This window comes from Leifsonia sp. McL0627 (genome assembly GCF_058244615.1).
Genome location: NZ_JBZCGM010000002.1, coordinates 1,067,880 through 1,085,002, shown reverse-complemented (window position 1 = coordinate 1,085,002; position 17,123 = coordinate 1,067,880). Strand labels below are relative to the sequence as shown.

Below are 17,123 nucleotides of genomic sequence, written 5' to 3'. Positions count from 1 at the left end.
TAATCGGGTTTGCCCCCGTGCCGTGCCAACGCGCGCCGACGGGCGCGCGACGTGCCGGAGTCCCCTTCAGGACCGGGGAGCCGCGACGCTGTCGCGCTCGACCAGCGAGGCCTGCAGCACGTGGGTCGCGACGGGCGCGTCGCTTCCGGCGATCCGTGCGAGCAGACATTCTGCCGTCAGCTCGCCGAGCTGGTGCATCGGCTGAGCCACCACGGACATCGGCGGGGTCATCACGCTCGCCCAGGAGCTGTCGTCGAAACCGATCACCGAGATGTCGGCGGGGCAGCTCAGACCGCGTTGCCGCATCGCCCGCAGCGAGCCGGTCAGCGCGTCCGTCTCCGTGGCGAAGATCGCGGTCGGCGGGTTCGCGAGCGAGAGCATCCCGAGAACGGCTCTGGTCGCCTGGGCCTCGTTCTTGTGCACGTGCGTGACGAGTCCGGTGTCGAACGGGATGCCCCCCACTTCGAGCGCGTCGAGGTAGCCCAGAAGTCGCTCGCCGTCCGACCACAGCGCGTGGTCCAGGATGCGGCGCAGGTCGTCGGCGTCGGCGGCCGGCTCGTTCGTCACGGGACCCCACACGAACGCGATCCTCCGGTGGCCCTTCTCGATGAGCGAGCTGACGGCGGCGCGGGACGCCTCGCGGTTGTTCACGACGACGGCATCGGCTTCCACCGTGTCCACCAGGCGGTCGAGGAGCACCAAAGGGATCTCGCGCTTCTGCACGATGTCCAGGTGCGGGAGCGGGTCGCGGCGGCCGGCCGCAGCAGCGAGGACGATGCCGTCGACCTGCTTGTCGACGAGCACGTCGATCGCGGCGGCCTCCTGCTGCAGATCCTCGTCGGTACTCAGCACGAGCACGTCGTAGTCCGCCTTGCGCGCCGCGTCTGTGATGCCGCGCAGTACTCCGGCGAAGAACGGGTTGCCGACGTCGGCGAGCACCACGCCCAGCGTTCTCGTCTCACCGGTGGTCATGCTCCTGGCGATCGAGTTCGGCCGGTAGCCGAGATCCTTGGCGACAGCCAGCACGCGATCCCGCGTCTTCGGGCTCACCGAACCGTACCCGCCCAGGGTGCGTGCGACGGTGGCTCTGCCGACACCTGCGGCCGCGGCCACCTCGGAGATCGTCGGGGACGGCGTCCTGTCACGGTCCGTGGACATTGCCACCCCTTCCTGTGCCGGGGCGGCTCGCGCCGTCACCCGGCGTCGCCCGCCAGCCGGGACATCGCTCCGCCCGCATCCATCGCCCTGTCGAACGGGCGCCCGTGACCGAATGCGCCATCGATGGTGCACTGCCGCGCCGCGAACTGAGCTGCCCGTCGCATGGAGCGGTGCACAGCTGCCCCGCTCGGCCGCGCGTTCCTGCGCCAGCCGGATCGGAGCAATTCAACCACGAACGAGCTCACATACGCGTCACCGCATCCCATCGTGTCCACGAGAGGGCCGGGCACGGGCGCCGCGTCCGAGTAGTAGTACGCCTCGCCGTCGAACAGCACCGCGCCGCCCTCCCCCTGCGTGCCGAGAACCAGGGATGGCCCGTGGGCCGCGATCCTGCGCAGTTCCGCCCACGTCTCGGTTCGGGACAGCCCGCCGAGCGACACCAAGGCGAGATCGATCCACGGCCCGACGTCGTCGAGGTACTCGGACGACCGGAACTCCTGCTCGGAGGAGAAGTCGTACGAACGCAGTGCACGCGCAGCGGCGAGTTTCGGCAGCTCGGGGATGACCCCCGAATACGCGCTCGAATGGATGAGGTCGAACGCAGAGGCGTACCGCACGTCTTCGTCGCCGAGGACGAGGGGATCGCTGATCGTGACCCCGCCCTGATTCCAGCCGAGGAAGCGCCGCTCACCGCCGACCGTCTCGATCTCGGTGAGGCCGTTCGGCCCGGGGCGCACCGCGGACCGCGAGGTGTCGACCCCGCAGGCTTCGATGGCGCCCCGGACGAATCGGCCGCGCTCATCGTCGCCGAACACGCCGAGATACGCCGCCTCGGCGCCGAGCTGCCGTGCGAAGACGGCGACGTTCGCCGCGTTTCCTCCGGGGTACTCGACGCCGCGATCGACGAATCGGTCAACGATGTTGTCCCCGAGTCCGAGGACGCGCACGGTGGTCATCCGATCCCTTTAGTACGCCACGACGCGGTAGTAGCGGCGCAGGTCGAGCGAGTGATCGCGCACCTGGGCCAGGTGCTTGCTGAACCGGTCGACGACCGTGTCGATCACGAGTGGCGCGAGAAGGCCACGGAACTCGTCGCTCACCCCGGGGAGCGCGTAGTCCTTGGTGTCGACGACGGTCACGTCGTCGCTGTAGTCATTGGAGAACGAGATGACCCGGTCGGTCAGCGGCCGGGTCTCGTCTTCGCCGACGAACACGATGATGCTGGTGTCCTTCTCGATGAGCTCGAGAGAGCCGTGGAAGAACTCTGCGGCGTGGACGCGCGTGGTGCGCAGCCACTGCATCTCCTCGAGGATGCACATCGAGTACAGATAGGTGAAACCCCACAGCTGGCCGGCGCCGGTGAGGAAGTGGAAGTCCGTCTCGGCGTGCTTTTCGGCGAAACCTCGGCCGACCTCATCGGCCTGCTTCGCCACGGCGACCAGGGCGTCAGGAATCGCGTCGAGATCCCGGACAAGACGGTCGTAGCCGTCGAACTCGCCACGCAGCGAGAGGAACTTGGCCGCGAACGTGAGGAACTGCGCATCGAATGGCCAGGCCTTCGGTGCGGATAGGAGCACCTCGTCGACCGCTGACGCGATCGGGCTGTTCTCCTGGCCTGTGAAGCCGATGGTCAGAGCGCCCTTCTCGCGAGCGAACTCGACGCAGTCGAGGATGTCCTCCGTGGTGCCGGAGACCGACGCGAAAATGGCCACGGAGTCCGGCCCGAACTGCGCATCTGGCGCAAGGACGAACTCCTTGCCGATGACGGCGCGCACGGGGAACGAGGAGCGGATCTGGAAGAACCGCTCATACGGAAGCGCAGCGGCGTATGTGCCACCCGCTCCGATGAAGTAGATGTTCTTCCAGCGGCCCGCGCTGACGCGCTCGGCCAGTTCCTCGATCTGCGACCGAAGTGCGACGGTGCTCCGCACCTGCTCGATGAACTCTTCTTCGTTGAAGCCCAGCATCTGTCTCCCTTCACCGATCCACATTTTGGTACCGGTATCAATTGGTCTCAATGTTGGCACAGAGTAGCGACGGTGGCAAGCACGTCCCCGACGCGTCAGGCCGAGACGGCGTCCTCTCGAAGCAGCTCGAACGCCTCCACAGGATTCGGGAACGCGTCCCGATCGCGAACGGCTCCCTCGAGGAGCGCGTCGAGGTGGTTGCCGGCGAGGCTGATCCCGCCCATCGCGACCGCCTCGGAGCCCAGGGTCGAGGCGATGACCGCCGGAGGCAGCGGGCAGATCTGCCGCAGCGTCTCCTCGAATCGGGGAAGGAACACGTCAGCACCCGGCGAGCTGCCGCCTCCGACGACGAGCAGTTCAGGATCGAGCGTGAGCGTCATCGCCGCCGCCCCCGTCGCGAGGTCGTCGGCGAACTCGTTGACCGCGGTGATCGCCGTCGGGTCGCCGGTGCGCGCGAGTTCGAAGATCTGCTCGCGGGTCGGGCGCGGGGTGGCGAGCACCGAGGTGCCGTAGAGCTCGTTGAGCTCCGCCCAGCGGAGCTCGGGCATCTCACCCACGATTCCGGCGGCGCCGTGCACGCCCCGGTGCACCTTGCCGCCGACGATGGATGCGCCACTGGTCCGGACACCGCAGAGTACGTACACGACGTCGCTGTAGTTCTTGGCTGCGCCGATCGTGAGTTCCGCGTGCGCGCCGAGCGCGACGTCGCCCTCCACCAGCACGGCTCCCGGGAACTCCGGCCCGAACCGCTCGTGCAGGTCGAGGCCGATCCAGCCGGGCATCCCGCTGCCGCCGAAGTGGGAGACGACGCCGGAGGCGCTGATGGCGCCGGGAGAGCCGATGGTGACCACCCACAGCGCGTCCCGTCCGATGCCGAGGTCGGCGAGGAGCCTGTCGCTCACATCCAGGGCAGCCGAGACCCGACCGGGGGCGCTCGCCATCTCGTCGATCGGTTCGTTCCGGTGACCGTGCACGTGACCGGTCAGGTCGGTGACGACAGCGTAGATGTGGTTGGCGCCGATGTCGATCGAGAGGAAGTATCCGAGCGTCGTCGCAAGGCGATACGTGGCGGCAGGGCGTCCGAGACGGCCGGCTGATGCGACCTCCGACGCCTCCAGCCAGCCCATGCCGACGAGGTCGCCGGCGACGGCGTCGACCGCCGTGCGGGAGAGTCCGGAGCTCGCGGCCAGGTCGCGCAGGGTCTGGGGCTCGTCCATGACAGCCCGCAGAATGCCGAGTGAGTTCATCCTCCTCAGCAGCGAGCGACTGCCGACGGCGCCTCCCGACGCCTGAACGAGCGCCTCCCGGGACATTGCTCTCCTCCATGGTTGCGGTTTATAACGGCAAGTTGCATAATTAATCCGATTCACCCCAGTCTACCGCGGTCGCAGCCCGCATTCTCCGGTAGATCCCGGCAATTCGAGTGTGCGCCAACGACGGTTCTCTTCTTCGGCGCCGAGAGGTTCCCCATGACAGCACTGCTCCCCAAGGTCGCGGCCCGTGACCGTCCCGTGCCGGGTTCGCGACCCCGCCGACGGCGCGACGACCGCAAGGTCGCGCTCCTCTTCATCGCGCCGGTCCTGATCGGTTTCGCCGTGTTCTATCTGTATCCGACGGTGCGCGGCGCCTGGTGGTCGTTCACCGACTACAGCATGCTCGGCGACGCCAAGTTCGTCGGATTCGCGAACTACGCGGCCGTGCTGCAGGATGCCGAATTCTGGAACTCGATGGGCGTGACCCTCTACTACGTGGTCTTCAACGTCACAACGCAGACCGTGCTGGCGCTGCTGCTGGCCGCCCTGATGCATCGGCTCACCCGGTCGGTCGTTCTGCGCACGACCCTCCTCCTCCCCTGGCTCGTGCCGAATGTGACCGTCGGGCTGATCTGGCTGTGGCTGCTCGACACGAACCTCGGCTTCGTCAACCACGTCATCACCTCGATGGGCTTCCACGCGGTCGGGTTCTTCACCAACCCGGCCCTCGGCATCCCCACGATCTCGATCGTGAACACCTGGGCCTTCACCGGATACACGGCCCTCCTCTTCTACGCGGGAATGCTGCAGATCCCGCACGACCTCTACGAGAGCGCTGCCCTCGACGGCGCCGGCGAGTGGCGGTTGTTCAGCCGGATCACCCTTCCGCTGCTGCGGCCGATCCTCGCCCTCGTCCTGGTGGTGTCGCTCATCGGGTCGTTCCAGATCTTCGACACCGTCGCCGTGACCACGAAGGGAGGGCCGGTGAACGCCACAAGAGTCATCTACTACTACATCTACCAACAGGCGTTCAACTACTTCCACATGGGCTACGCCGCGACCATGGCCATCGTCCTCGTACTCATCCTCGGAATCCTCACGGCCGTCCAGCTCCGCCTGCTCCGCGCCTCCGAATCCCAGCTCGCCTAGGACACGCTCATGACTTCGACACCGCAAACCCTCCCCGTTCCCCCGACCGCAACGGCCGTGCGCCCGACTCGCGACGCACAGCGCGCACGGCGTCCCTTCTCGATCGGCCGCCTGCTCGGCTGGACCGTGCTGATCGTCTCGCTCGTCCTCACGATCTTCCCCTTCTACTGGATGCTGAAGACCGCGCTCACGCCGGCGGCCGACGTCATCCGCGACTCGGGGAACCTCTTCCCCGGCAGCCCGACGCTCGTCAACTTCGCCCGCGTGCTCGGCTTCCTCAGCCCGGAAGAAGATCGCGCTGCCGGAGGCTCAGGGGCGTCGATCAACTTCGTGCTCTACCTCTGGAACTCGATCGTGTACTGCACGCTCATCGGCTTCTTCCAGACGCTGTTCTGCGCGATGGGCGGGTATGCCTTCGCGCGGCTGAAGTTCCCCGGCCGCAACCTGCTGTTCGCCATCCTGATCGCCGCGCTGATGGTGCCTGGCATTTTCACCCTCCTGCCGAACTTCGTCCTGGTGCGCGACTTCGGGCTGCTCAACAACATCTTCGGGATGGTCGCGCCGAGCCTGCTGATGACCCCGTTCGCCCTCTTCTTCCTCCGGCAGTTCTTCCTCAACATCCCTGTCGACGTGGAGGAAGCCGCCCTGCTCGACGGCGCGGGCAAGGCCAAGGTGTTCTGGCGCATCGCGCTCCCGATGAGCAAGGGGCCGCTCATCACGATCGGCCTGATCACCGTGGTCTGGGCGTGGAAGGACTACCTCTGGCCGCTGCTCATCGGCCGCGACGAGGCCGTGCGCACCATGACCGTCGCCCTCGGCGTCTTCCTGCAGCAGTCCCCGAACACACAACCCGACTGGACCGGGCTGATGGCCGGATCGACGCTCTCGGTGATCCCCGTGCTCATCCTGCTCATCGTCCTCGGCCGCCGCATCGTCGAGTCCCTCAACTTCACTGGCATCAAATGACCGCACCATCCACCCCGAATAGCACCGCCAATCACAGAGAGAGAAAACAGATGAACAGAGTCCGTCGCGTCGCCGCCATCGCTGCCGCCGCCGCACTGCTCGCGGGCGTCTCAGCGTGTTCCTCCACAGGATCCGACGCCGAGGCCAAAGTCACCCTCCAGTACTGGATGTGGGACGACACGCAGGTTCCCGCCTATCAGCAGTGCGCCACCCAGTTCGAGAAGGAGAACCCGAACATCACCATCAAGATCAGCCAGTCGGCGTGGGGGCAGTACTGGACCAACCTGACGACGCAGATCGCGGCGGGGAGCGCACCCGACGTCTGGGTGGACCAGGTCTCGTACTACCCGCAGTTCGTCGAAGACAAGCAGATCGTCGACCTCGAGCCGTACGTCACGAAAGACAAGGTCGACCTCACCCAGTACGTCGACGGGATGGCCGACCTCTGGAAGAACGGCGACGCCAGGTACGGACTGCCGAAGGACTGGGACACCATGGGCCTCGTCTACAGCAAGGCCGACATGCAGGCCGCCGGAGTGGCCGAGGACGACCTCTCCAAGCTCACCTGGAACCCGAAGGACGGCGGCACGTTCGAGCAGACCATCGCGAAGCTGACCGTCGACAAGAACGGCCACAACGGCCTCGACCCGGCGTTCGACAAGAACAACGTGAAGACCTACGGCTTCCTCCCGGAGTGGGCGGACGGATCGCAGGGTCAGAACGGCTGGGGCAACCTCGCCTTCTCGAACGGTTTCAGCTACGCGAACAAGAACCCGTTCGGCACGAAGTTCAACTACGGCGACTCCTCCCTGACCGACACCGTCCAGTGGCTGGCCGACCTGTCGAAGAAGGGATACGCGCCCAAGCTCGACACGCAGTCGACCCTCGCGCGCTCCGACGTCCTCGCCAGCGGCGGCGGCGCGCTGACAACGCTCGGCTCGTTCAACCTCGCCTCATACAAGGGCAAGACAGACCAGTTCGGCTTCGCGCCGCTGCCGATCGGGCCGGAGGGTCGCAAGACCGCGATCAACGGTCTCTCGGATGCGATCTACGCCGGTTCGAAGCACAAGGATCAGGCCTGGGAATGGGTGAAGTACCTCGCGTCGGCGGACTGCCAGAACACGGTCGCCGCGACAGGCGTGGTCTTCCCCGCGATCAAGGAGGCCTCCGAGAAGTCGGCCGCCGTGCGTGAGAAGGAGGGGCTGAACGCCCAGGTCTTCCTCGACGAGCAGAAGGCCAAGGATGGCACGTTCATCATCCCGATCAGCCTGCACGGCACGGAGATCAACCAGATCGTGCAGGACGCGATCCAGAGCGTCGCTCTCGGCTCGACGTCGGCGAAGTCTGCGCTGACCAAGGCCAACACCCAGGTCAACGCCCTCTTCAAGTAAGCCAACCGTGAGGGGCGGCGGCAGCCGCCCCTCACCTTCCAACGAAAGACACCCATGCTGCACACCCTCGAATTCGGCTCCCTCCACATCCCCGCGAACATCGCGGGTGCGCCCACCCCGACGCCGACCGGCTACATCGTCCCCGCCGGCGCGCTCGCGCTGCTGCACCCGTTCGGCGACACCGAGTTCTACCGGCACGGCTGGAACTCATGGAGCCCGAGCGGGTGGGCCAGAACCGACGGTGACACGATCGGCATCAAGGACAGCCCTCGCCGGCTGCTGACCGCGGACGACGCCGCCAACGAGACCCCGCATGCGCACTCGGGAAGTGCGGTCGGCGCGGTCGCCGGGCCGGACGGAAACGTGCTGCTGATCGGTGCCCTCGGTCTCGGGACGCCGCGTGTCGGAGCCGATGCCAACGTGCTCTGGGCGCGCTCCGAGCACGATCTCGCCGAATGGTTCGTCGCGTACGGACCGGAACAGACGGTCTTCGCCGACTACACGGATGCGCTGTCCGAGCGGCTGGGTCGCCGCTCCCAGCGGGCTGGGACCGTGTGGAGCAGCTGGTACTCGTTCTTCGAGGACATCGACGAGGAACTCGTCGCGCGCACCGCGAACGACCTCGCCGGCTACCCTGTCGACGTCTTCCAGCTCGACGACGGCTGGGAGCCGATCGTGGGCGACTGGATCGCCAACTCCAAGTTCCCGTCCGGGATGCGCGCGACCGCCGGAACGATCGCCCGTGCGGGTTTCCGTCCCGGTCTCTGGCTTGCGCCGCTGATCGCGTTGCCCGGCTCGACGATCGCCCGCGAGCGACCCGACCTCCTGGTCCATGATGCCGACGGCCGCCCGCTGACCACCGGATACAACTGGGGTTCGCACTACTACTCGCTCGACACCACGCAGAACGAAGTGAAGGACCACCTTCGGGAGGTGTTCGAGCGCGTCACCGGCTGGGGCTACAGCTACCTCAAACTCGACTTCATGTACGGCGGCGCCATCACGGGGCACCGCCGCCAGGATCTGCCGCGCGAGACGGTCTACCGCGACGCCGTCCAGCACATCCGGAACGTGGTGGGCGATTCGGTCTACCTGCTCGGTTGCGGCGTCCCGATGATCCCCTCGGTCGGCGTCTTCGACGGCGCCCGCGTCGGCCCGGACGTCGGCGCGTTCTGGGACAACGCGGAGCGGGTCGGGGACCCGTCCGGCGTCGGCGCACGCAACTCGATCGTCGCGTCCATCAACCGCACCTGGATGAAACGTCTCTACGAGGTCGACCCGGACGCGATCTACTTCCGCAGCGCGCGGAGCCTCCTCAGCGACAGTGAGCGGGGCGCGCTGCGCGACACAGCGGCGATCCTCGAGTTCCGCTCCACCTCCGACCCGGTCGCGTGGCTCAGCGAGGCGGAGCGGGGCGAGCTGGCGGACTACATGAACGAGACGGCGGTCATCGAGCAGACCGGACGCTACGCATACCGGATCAACGGGCGCGCCGTCGACCTGGCGCCGATCGTGACAGGGGAGGCATCCTCGGAGGCCGCCTCCCTCGTCGTCTAGACCTCGCAGCTCCTTCGATCCCGCCGCCCTAGACTTTGTGCAACCAAGCTCGGGAGCACGCATGGACATCGACTCCATCGATCGAAAGATCATCGACCAGCTGCGCATCGACGGGCGCAGGTCGTTCGCTGTGATCGGGCGTAATGTCGGCCTCTCCGAGCCGAGTGTGCGGGCGCGCTACCGCCGGCTCTCGGAGGCCGGCATCGTCCAGGTGGTCGGGATGCCGGACGCGCCCAAGCTGGGCGACATCGAGGTGCACATCGCCATCAGCGTCCGCGGTGTGACCGTCGCTGCCGTGGCCAAGCAGCTCGCCGCCGTGCCGGAGATCAAGTTCGTGGCGAGCGCCGTCGGAGCGCACGATCTGATCGCCGACCTGCGCTGTGACGATGTCGTGCATTTGTCGGCGATCCTGAACGAGCGCGTCCGCCGCATCAACGGCGTGCAGAACGTCGAGACGCTGACCGTGCTGGAGGTCATGAAGGACACCTACCTGTGGGCTGGCTTCCGCGAGAATCCGGCACCCGTGGACCAGGCGATCATCAAGCGGCGGACGGCCCGGGCGCAGCTGCCCAAGCTGTAGCGGACGGTGTCCTAACCGGCCGACTCCCCTGTGCCCTGGCCGGCGCTCTGCCCCGACTTGTCGCGCAAGCCCACCCACGAGTAGTCCTTGAACAGCTCGAGGAGCAGATACTGGTCCATCCTGGTGACCCCCGGCACCCTGCGAACGTCGTCCAGCAGCGTCACCAGCTGATCCAGGTCGCGGCAGGTCGCCTCGACGTACACATCGTGCGCTCCCGTCGCCAGCGCGATGTGATTCACCATGGCCATGTCGGCGAGGGCCTTCGCGACGGCTCGGGGCGAGTGGCCGCCGACCTCGATCATCAAGCGGACGGATTGATGACCGAGGGTCAGCGGGTTGCAGAGCGCGACGATCTTGAGGATCCCGGACTCCTGGAGGCGCGCGACCCTGCCCCGGACCGTGGCCTCGCTCACGTCGAGCTCGGCGCCGAGCTCGGTGTACGGACGACGGCCGTCGCGCATCAGCAGGTCGATGAGCCTGCGGTCGGTGTCGTCGATCATTGCAAGCACCCTAGACGGCGATCCTGAGAGCGCATCGCCTCCCGAGCGCGAGCGCAGGTCGACGACGTGATCAGGCGATCGCCGGTTCGAGTGCGCGCACGGCTGCGACGAGGTCCACGTTCCCCGACGCGAGGGTGCCGTCTTCGTGCGTCAGCCCGTCCTCGAGGCCGATGCGGGCCTCGCACCCGTCGTCGAGGGCTGCCCGGACGACCGGCCAGGCGGTCTGGTCGAACCCGTGGTACAGGATCGGAGCCCCCACCCCGGCCTCGCGCAGCGCGGCGGCGATCTCACGGCACGCGGCGACGGCTTCGGCGGGGTCCGGCAGTTCCGGCTCGATCAGGATGCGCACGTTGCTGTGCAAGGTCGGCGACGCCAGCAGAGCGGGGACGTCGTCGATCGACCACACGGCGCTCTCCAGTGTCATCCCGCGCTCGAGCACGAGTCGCGCTGCCTCGGCGGCGCCCTCCTCGCAGAAGGCGACGGACGCGAAGTCGGGGAGGGCGTCGTCCGGCCAGGCCGCGACGAGCCGCATCCGTTCCTCGTGCCCACTGCAGGTCCACAGGCCGGTGGTCGTGCCGATGATCCCGTTCGGGACCTCCGCACGGAAGGCGCGCACCATCGCCCCGATCTGGAGGGGGTCGATGGTCTGGGCGCCGTCGGCCGTGCGCGCGTGCGCATGCACCACGTCCGCGCCGGCGGCCAGCACGGCAGCCGAATCCCGCGCGATCTCCTCCGCGGTCAGCGGGACTGCGGGGAACTCGTCTCGAGTCCTCCCTCCGTTGATGGCGGCTTTGAGAAGCATGGGGTCCTTTCGAATGATGGGGCGGGGGTGCGGAGGAGGAAGATGGATGGTCAGGAGACGAAGGCGGCGACGGTCGCACTGGCGCCGGTGAGGTCACCGAGCCGTCCGCCGTCGCGAAGGGCCTGGACGAGCTCCGGCTCTTCTGCGTCGTCCTCGAGGGCGATGTCGATCAGCGCCTCGAGCACGGCGGCGGGGGCGAACAGCACGCCATTGGCGTCGGCGAGGACGACATCGCCCGGCTGAACGACGACCCCGCCGCAGACGATGGGGACGTTGAGCCCTCCCGCGTCGATGTCGTGCAGCTTCGTGGTCAGCATGCTGAGCCCCCGCGCGTACACCGGGAGGTCGAGCGGCGTGATCTCCTCGATGTCGGTCGCGCTGCCGTCGACGATCACGCCCGCCGCTCCGCGGAACGACAGCGCGGAGGCGACGACCTCCCCGAGCGGCGCGTGGCGCACATCCCCGCCCGTGTCGACGACGATCACGTCTCCCGGCTCGACGAGTCCGGCGGCGTGGTGCAGCATCGTCGAGTCAGTGGAGGTGGTGCGCACGGTGATGGCCCGCCCGACGACGCGGGTTCTTCCCGCGAGCCGCGAGATACCGGGGTCGGCGAAGCCCTCCTCCAGATAGTGACCGAGCGTCGGAAAGGAGACGCGGCCGAGCTTCTCGATGAGCGCTGCGTCGACGGCAGGCGGGGTGGGACCGATGTGGACAGGCATGGGTGACTGGCTCCTAGCGGGTCGGGGATGCGGGTCAAAGGCTGATGGAGGTGTTGAGCCGCCGGTTCTCGAGCACAGGGAGCACCGCGCGCACCTCGTCGGTGCGGCGCTGCGATACGGTGGCGACCGCCAGTCCGTACGTCTCGCCGCCGAGGGAGGATCGTACGATGCCGAAGGGGTCGACGACCATGCTCTGCCCGATGCAGTCCGGAGACGCCGAACCCGCCGCGACCAGCCAGGTGGTGGACTCGATGGCGCGGGCCCGCAGCAGGGTGCGCCAGTGGTCCTCCTTCATGGCGCCGGAGACCCACGCGGCCGAGACCGAGATGAGGTCGGCTCCCTGGTCGATGAGGTTGCGGGTCAGCTCGGGGAAGCGCAGGTCGTAGCAGTTGACGAGGCCGACGGACGCGCCCGCGAGCTCGACGACGACGGGGTTCGCGTCGCCGGGGGTCACGTAGTCGGACTCCCGGTACGCGAACGCGTCGTACAGATGCAGCTTGCGGTAGCGCGCCAGCTCCGTCCCGCGCTCGTCGATCGCGACGATCGTGTTGAACGGCCGGTCGCCGTCTGTGCCTTCGTAGCCCGCGGCGATGATGGCCATCCCGTTGCGCTTCGCAAGCCCGGAGACGAACTCGACGAATCCTGGCCACTCGGCGCGCGCGACCTCGCCGAGCGGCACGTCGACACCGTCCGCGAGAAGCATGGCCTCCTCGGGGAGGACCAGCAGCTCGACGTTCTCGGCCGCGGCCTCCTCGACGAGGGTCTCGATCGTGCGACGGTTGGCGGCGACGTCAGTCGTGGGCGCGAGCTGGCCTGCTGCGACCTTCATGGTGTTCCTTTCGGGGATCGGTGTCTGGCGGGAGGCGTTCTCAGGCTGCGAGGACGCGGGCGTCCGCGGGCAGCCAGGAGATCGTGACGGCGTCGCCCGGCAGCAGCCGGGTCAGGTCGTCGTCGGCACGGCCGCTCGGGCGGGTGACGACGAGCTCGGCGCCCTGCTCGGCGCGCACGATGTAGCGCCACTCGTCGCCGAGGAAGACGGCGTCGAGGAGGGTCGCCGCGACTGCGCCGGTGCCCCGATCGGCGTCCGGCACACCGGCCGTGAGGGCGACGCGCTCCGGACGAACGGCGACGGTCACGTCCGCCCCTGGGCCGGCGGCGCCAGGCGCAGCGGGAATCGTCCCGAGTCCAGCCACGTCGATCGTCGCCCCGGCCGGAGTGCCGTGGTACACGGCGTCGAACAGATTGCAGGTGCCGATGAAGCCCGCCACGAAGCGGTTCGCCGGCTGGTCGTAGATCGCGCGCGGCGCATCCACTTGCTGCACCCGTCCCTCGGACATCACAGCGATCCGGTCGGACATCGTCAGCGCCTCCTCCTGGTCGTGGGTCACGTAGACGAACGTGATGCCGACCTCGCGCTGCATCCGCTTCAACTCGATCTGCATTTCCTTGCGGAGCTGCTGGTCGAGCGCGCCGAGCGGTTCGTCCAGCAGCACGACGGCCGGACGGGAGACGATGGCACGGGCGAGCGCGACGCGCTGGCGCTGGCCGCCGGAGAGCTCGGTCGGCTTGCGATCGGCGAAGCGCTCCATGCGGACCAGCGCGAGCGCCGCCTCCACGGCGGCCTCCCGGTCGGGGAACCGCTTGCGACCGCGCACCTTGAGCTCGAAGCCGATGTTGTCGCGCACGGACAGGTGCGGGAACAGCGCGTAGCTCTGGAACAGCATGTTGAGGTCCCGCTTGCGGGTGGGCAGCGTCTCCACCGGCTGGCCCGCCAGCTCGATCGAGCCGCCGGTCGGCGTCTCGAACCCGGCGATCATCCGCATCAGAGTGGTCTTGCCGCATCCCGACGGGCCGAGGATCGAGAAGAACTCGTTGTCCCCGATCGTCAGGTCGACCGGCTGGACGACCGTGGTGCTGCCGAACGTCTTGGTGACGCCGGTGAGGCGGATGGCCGGGGGCTTCCGGTCCGCAACGGACGCTGGGGGCGCGGCTGCGGAGGCGATCGTGGCCGAGCTGGCGGGCGTGGTCATGGTGTGTTCCTCGCGGGGTGTGGTGTGCCGGGACCTAGGACGCCTTGACCTTCGTCCAGCCTTGCTGGAACCAGGTGAGCGCCTTGCCGGGGTCGACGATGAATTCGCTTTTCGCGAGCTGCTCGTCGCTCGGGTAGACGGCGACGTTCTCCAGCAGGGACTTGTCCGTGATGTGCGCCTTGGCGGCCTCGTTCGCGGAGGCACTGCCCCCGTCGTTGGTGGCCATCGCCGCGATCTCCGGCTTCAGCGTGAAGTTGAGCCACTTGTATGCGGCGTCGGCGTGCGGGGCGTCCTTGGCGACCGCGAAGCCGTCGACCCAGAGCGTGCCGCCCTCCTTGGGGATGACGAACTTCACATCCGGGTTGGCTGCCGTCACTTTGGCGATGCCGCTTCCGCCGTACGCCTCGGCGACGCAGGCGTCTCCGGCGGCGAGCAGGTCGGCGTAATTGGACGAGTTGTAGCCGGCGAGCAGAGGCTTCTGATCGAGCAGCGCCTGGGTGCCCTTCTCAATGTCCTTCTCGCTGGTGGCTGTCGCCTTCAGCCCCTTGTACTGCAGTGCGGGGATGTAGGCACTCAGCATGTTGTCGAGCATGTAGATCTTGCCCTTGTACGCCGGGTCCCACAGCGCGTCCCAGCTGTCCACCGCCTTGCCGGTGCACTTCTGGTTGTATGCCAGGCCGGTGGTCCCCCAGATCCACGGGACGCTGTACTCGTTCCCCTTGTCGTAGCTGGGATCGGCGAACTTCTTGCCGAGGTTGTCGAGGCCGGTGATCTTGGAGTGGTCGAGCTTCTCGACGAGCTGCTGGCCGACCAGCTGCTGGACGGCGTACTGACTGGGCTCCACGATGTCGTAGCCGGACCCGCCGGCGGCGAGCTTCGAGATCATGGTCTCGTTCGCGTCGAAGGTGTCGATCGTCACCGTGATGCCGGTCTCCTTTTCGAAGGCGGAGATCACGGTCTTCGGGATCTCGTCGGCCCACGCGTAGATGTTCAGCTGCGTGGAGGGGGCGGAGGACGAGCCGCCCGAACCGGACGAACACGCGGTGAGGCCGAGGGCGGTCACCGCGGCGACAGCGATGAGTGCTGTGGTGCGTTTCATGGATCTTCTCCCGTTCATGGGGGTGATGGGTGGGGTGGATCTAGCGGGTGCGAATGGAGGTGGTGCTGGTGTCAGGCGGTGCAGCCGCGGCGCCGGATGGGCTCGCGAGGATCCGGCGCATCTGTTGGATGCCGACGGAGAGGACGACGACGAAGGTCAGGACGATCAGCAGCGTCCCGAGTGCGTTGAGCTCCGGGGTGAGACCGGATTTCAGCAGCGAGTACACGCGCAGCGGCATCGTGGTGGAGCCGACCCCGCTGACGAAGGTCGAGATCACGATGTTGCCGAGCGAGACGGTGAAGGCGAGGAGCCACGAGGCGAGGATCGACGACCGCATCAGCGGGAACAGCACGCGGGTGAAGGTGCGCCATGGCGTGCAGCCCAGGTCGGCCGCGGCTTCGATGAGGCTCGGGTCGAGGGTGCGGAAAGCACCGATCAGGATGAGGGTCGTCAGCGGGAGCGTGATGATCATGTGCCCGAGGACGAGGGTGAGGATGCCGAGCGGGATGTGGAGGAAGCTGAACACGCTGAGCAGCGCGACCCCGAGCACGATCTCGGGAACGATCAGCGGAAGCGCGATAGCGCCGAGGATCGCGGCCGAGCCCTTGAACGGGAAGCGCGTGATACCGATGGCCGCGAGCAGGCCGATCACGGTCGCGACCGAGGCGGCGAGCACGCCGACGATCACGCTGATCAGCAGCGTCTGCAGCAGCGCGCTGTCACCGAAGAGCTGGCCGTACCACTGCACGGTGAAGCCCTTCCACTGGTAGCCGCCCGACGCCGAATTGAACGAGTAGACGATGACGGCGACGATCGGGATGTAGAGGAACACCAGCACGATGCGGGCGATCCACGAGGTGACGCGGTCCATCAGGCGACCTTCTTCCGTCCGCGGCGGGCGATGAGGCCGGCCACCGCCATGGCGACCAGCATCAGCGCGAGCAGCGCCATCGAGACGGCTGCGCCCATCGGCTGGTTGCGGAACTCGGTGTACAGCGTGACGATCAGGTTGCCGACCAGCTGGTCCTTCCCGCCGCCGAGGAGCACCGGGATCACGAACACACCCAGCGTCGGCACGAAGGTGAGCATCGCGGCGGCGACGATCCCGACCCCGCTGAGCGGGATCAGCACGCGGAAGTGGGTCTGCCACCAGCCGCAGCCGAGGTCCGCCGCCGCCTCCTTCACCGAGGGGTCGATCGCTCGCATGCTGGCATAGATCGGGAAGATCGCGGTCGGGAGGAAGGCGTACAGCAGCCCCATGAGCACGGCTCCCTGGCTCGGGATGAGCGACAGGTCGGCCGTGTCGACACCCAGTGCGCTCAGCAGGCCGTAGACCGGGCCGCCGCGGCCGAGGACGGAGATCCACGCGAAGGTTCTGACCAGGAAGTCTGTCCAGAACGGGACGATGATCAGCAGCAGCAGGAGCGACTGCCGCTGCGGCGGCCGAGACACGATGTAGTACGAGACGATGTAGCCGACGACCAGGCAGACGACCGTGTTGATCGCGGCCATCCCGAGGCTGTAGCCGAGCACTTTGCCGTACGACGGGTCGAAAAGCTGCGCGTAGTTGTCGAAGGTGAAGCCGCCGGTGATGCCGCCGTAGACGTTGCTCTCGGCGAACGAGTTGCGGGCGACGATGACGATCGGGATGATCGCGAGCCCGAGGACGGCGATGATCGCCGGGGCGAGCAGGACGAGGCCGGTAGCGGTGCGGCGGCCGGAACCGCGTGGTGCGCGAGCGCGGAGCGCACCTCTTCTGGTGCCGGAGCCGGAAGCCGCAGGCGGTGCGGCGGTGTCCGGGTCTGCGCGGACGATGGTGTCGGTCGACACGGCGGTCCTCCTCGTGGCGTCTTCGCGGTTGGTCGGGGTTGATCCATTGTTGGTGCCCCGTTCACCTGCCGGATACGTCAGGCCGCTTCGAGATCAGTGGCGTTCCCGTTACATGCTTTCGC

At 67.7% G+C, this 17,123-nt stretch carries 17 protein-coding genes; 5 read left to right on the top strand and 12 right to left on the bottom strand.

Annotated elements, in window-relative coordinates; all coding sequences use genetic code 11:
* Positions 1–66: 66 nt before the first annotated feature.
* The 4 genes from AC37TH_RS05795 to AC37TH_RS05780 all read right to left on the bottom strand — a co-directional run bounded on the left by AC37TH_RS05795 (position 67) and on the right by AC37TH_RS05780 (position 4,438).
* On the bottom strand, positions 67–1,158 hold the full coding sequence (locus AC37TH_RS05795; RefSeq protein ID WP_490763386.1) for a LacI family DNA-binding transcriptional regulator: 1,092 nt from the start codon (positions 1,156–1,158) through the stop codon (positions 67–69).
* Between the two features lie 35 nt (positions 1,159–1,193).
* Complete coding sequence (locus tag AC37TH_RS05790; protein WP_490763385.1) at positions 1,194–2,114, bottom strand: PfkB family carbohydrate kinase; 921 nt, start codon at positions 2,112–2,114, stop codon at positions 1,194–1,196.
* Positions 2,115–2,123: 9 nt separating this feature from the next.
* The gene (locus AC37TH_RS05785) at positions 2,124–3,125 is read right to left on the bottom strand and encodes an SIS domain-containing protein (protein ID WP_490763384.1); all 1,002 of its coding nucleotides are present in this window, start codon (positions 3,123–3,125) and stop codon (positions 2,124–2,126) included.
* A gap of 95 nt (positions 3,126–3,220) precedes the next feature.
* A complete protein-coding gene (locus tag AC37TH_RS05780; protein WP_490763383.1) occupies positions 3,221–4,438 on the bottom strand; it encodes an ROK family protein in 1,218 nt (405 codons plus the stop codon).
* Between the two features lie 156 nt (positions 4,439–4,594).
* Here AC37TH_RS05780 and AC37TH_RS05775 point away from each other — a divergent pair, with 156 nt between their 5' ends.
* The 5 genes from AC37TH_RS05775 (at position 4,595) to AC37TH_RS05755 (ending at position 10,021) form a co-directional block, all read left to right on the top strand.
* Positions 4,595–5,527 carry a carbohydrate ABC transporter permease gene (locus tag AC37TH_RS05775; RefSeq protein WP_490763382.1) on the top strand — a complete coding sequence of 311 codons (933 nt, stop codon included), beginning with the start codon at positions 4,595–4,597 and terminating at the stop codon, positions 5,525–5,527.
* Positions 5,528–5,536: 9 nt separating this feature from the next.
* Positions 5,537–6,493 (top strand): carbohydrate ABC transporter permease, encoded by a 957-nt coding sequence (locus AC37TH_RS05770; protein WP_490763381.1) that lies wholly within the window; start codon positions 5,537–5,539, stop codon positions 6,491–6,493.
* Between the two features lie 50 nt (positions 6,494–6,543).
* Entirely contained in the window at positions 6,544–7,884 is a 1,341-nt protein-coding gene (locus AC37TH_RS05765; RefSeq protein WP_490763380.1) for an ABC transporter substrate-binding protein, read from the top strand.
* Positions 7,885–7,938: 54 nt separating this feature from the next.
* The gene (locus AC37TH_RS05760) at positions 7,939–9,441 is read left to right on the top strand and encodes a glycoside hydrolase family 36 protein (protein ID WP_490763379.1); all 1,503 of its coding nucleotides are present in this window, start codon (positions 7,939–7,941) and stop codon (positions 9,439–9,441) included.
* A gap of 61 nt (positions 9,442–9,502) precedes the next feature.
* Positions 9,503–10,021: an Lrp/AsnC family transcriptional regulator gene (locus tag AC37TH_RS05755; RefSeq protein WP_490763378.1), complete on the top strand. Its 519-nt coding sequence runs from the start codon at positions 9,503–9,505 to the stop codon at positions 10,019–10,021.
* Between the two features lie 11 nt (positions 10,022–10,032).
* Here the strand turns inward: AC37TH_RS05755 and AC37TH_RS05750 are convergent, their stop codons facing one another.
* The 8 genes from AC37TH_RS05750 to AC37TH_RS05715 all read right to left on the bottom strand — a co-directional run bounded on the left by AC37TH_RS05750 (position 10,033) and on the right by AC37TH_RS05715 (position 17,001).
* On the bottom strand, positions 10,033–10,521 hold the full coding sequence (locus tag AC37TH_RS05750; RefSeq protein WP_490763377.1) for an Lrp/AsnC family transcriptional regulator: 489 nt from the start codon (positions 10,519–10,521) through the stop codon (positions 10,033–10,035).
* A 70-nt stretch (positions 10,522–10,591) separates the two neighbouring features.
* Positions 10,592–11,323, bottom strand: a complete 732-nt coding sequence (locus tag AC37TH_RS05745) for a 3-keto-5-aminohexanoate cleavage protein (protein ID WP_490763376.1) — start codon at positions 11,321–11,323, stop codon at positions 10,592–10,594.
* Between the two features lie 50 nt (positions 11,324–11,373).
* Positions 11,374–12,042 (bottom strand): RraA family protein, encoded by a 669-nt coding sequence (locus tag AC37TH_RS05740; RefSeq protein WP_490763375.1) that lies wholly within the window; start codon positions 12,040–12,042, stop codon positions 11,374–11,376.
* A gap of 34 nt (positions 12,043–12,076) precedes the next feature.
* Positions 12,077–12,871 (bottom strand): carbon-nitrogen hydrolase family protein, encoded by a 795-nt coding sequence (locus AC37TH_RS05735; protein WP_490763374.1) that lies wholly within the window; start codon positions 12,869–12,871, stop codon positions 12,077–12,079.
* Positions 12,872–12,911: 40 nt separating this feature from the next.
* On the bottom strand, positions 12,912–14,072 hold the full coding sequence (locus tag AC37TH_RS05730) for an ABC transporter ATP-binding protein (RefSeq protein WP_490763373.1): 1,161 nt from the start codon (positions 14,070–14,072) through the stop codon (positions 12,912–12,914).
* A 34-nt stretch (positions 14,073–14,106) separates the two neighbouring features.
* Positions 14,107–15,171 carry an ABC transporter substrate-binding protein gene (locus AC37TH_RS05725; RefSeq protein WP_490763372.1) on the bottom strand — a complete coding sequence of 355 codons (1,065 nt, stop codon included), beginning with the start codon at positions 15,169–15,171 and terminating at the stop codon, positions 14,107–14,109.
* 40 nt (positions 15,172–15,211) lie between these two features.
* Positions 15,212–16,042: an ABC transporter permease gene (locus AC37TH_RS05720; protein WP_490763371.1), complete on the bottom strand. Its 831-nt coding sequence runs from the start codon at positions 16,040–16,042 to the stop codon at positions 15,212–15,214.
* A complete protein-coding gene (locus tag AC37TH_RS05715) occupies positions 16,042–17,001 on the bottom strand; it encodes an ABC transporter permease (protein WP_490763370.1) in 960 nt (319 codons plus the stop codon). The genes AC37TH_RS05720 and AC37TH_RS05715 overlap by 1 nt, the downstream gene beginning before the upstream one ends.
* Between the last annotated feature and the right edge of the window lie 122 nt (positions 17,002–17,123).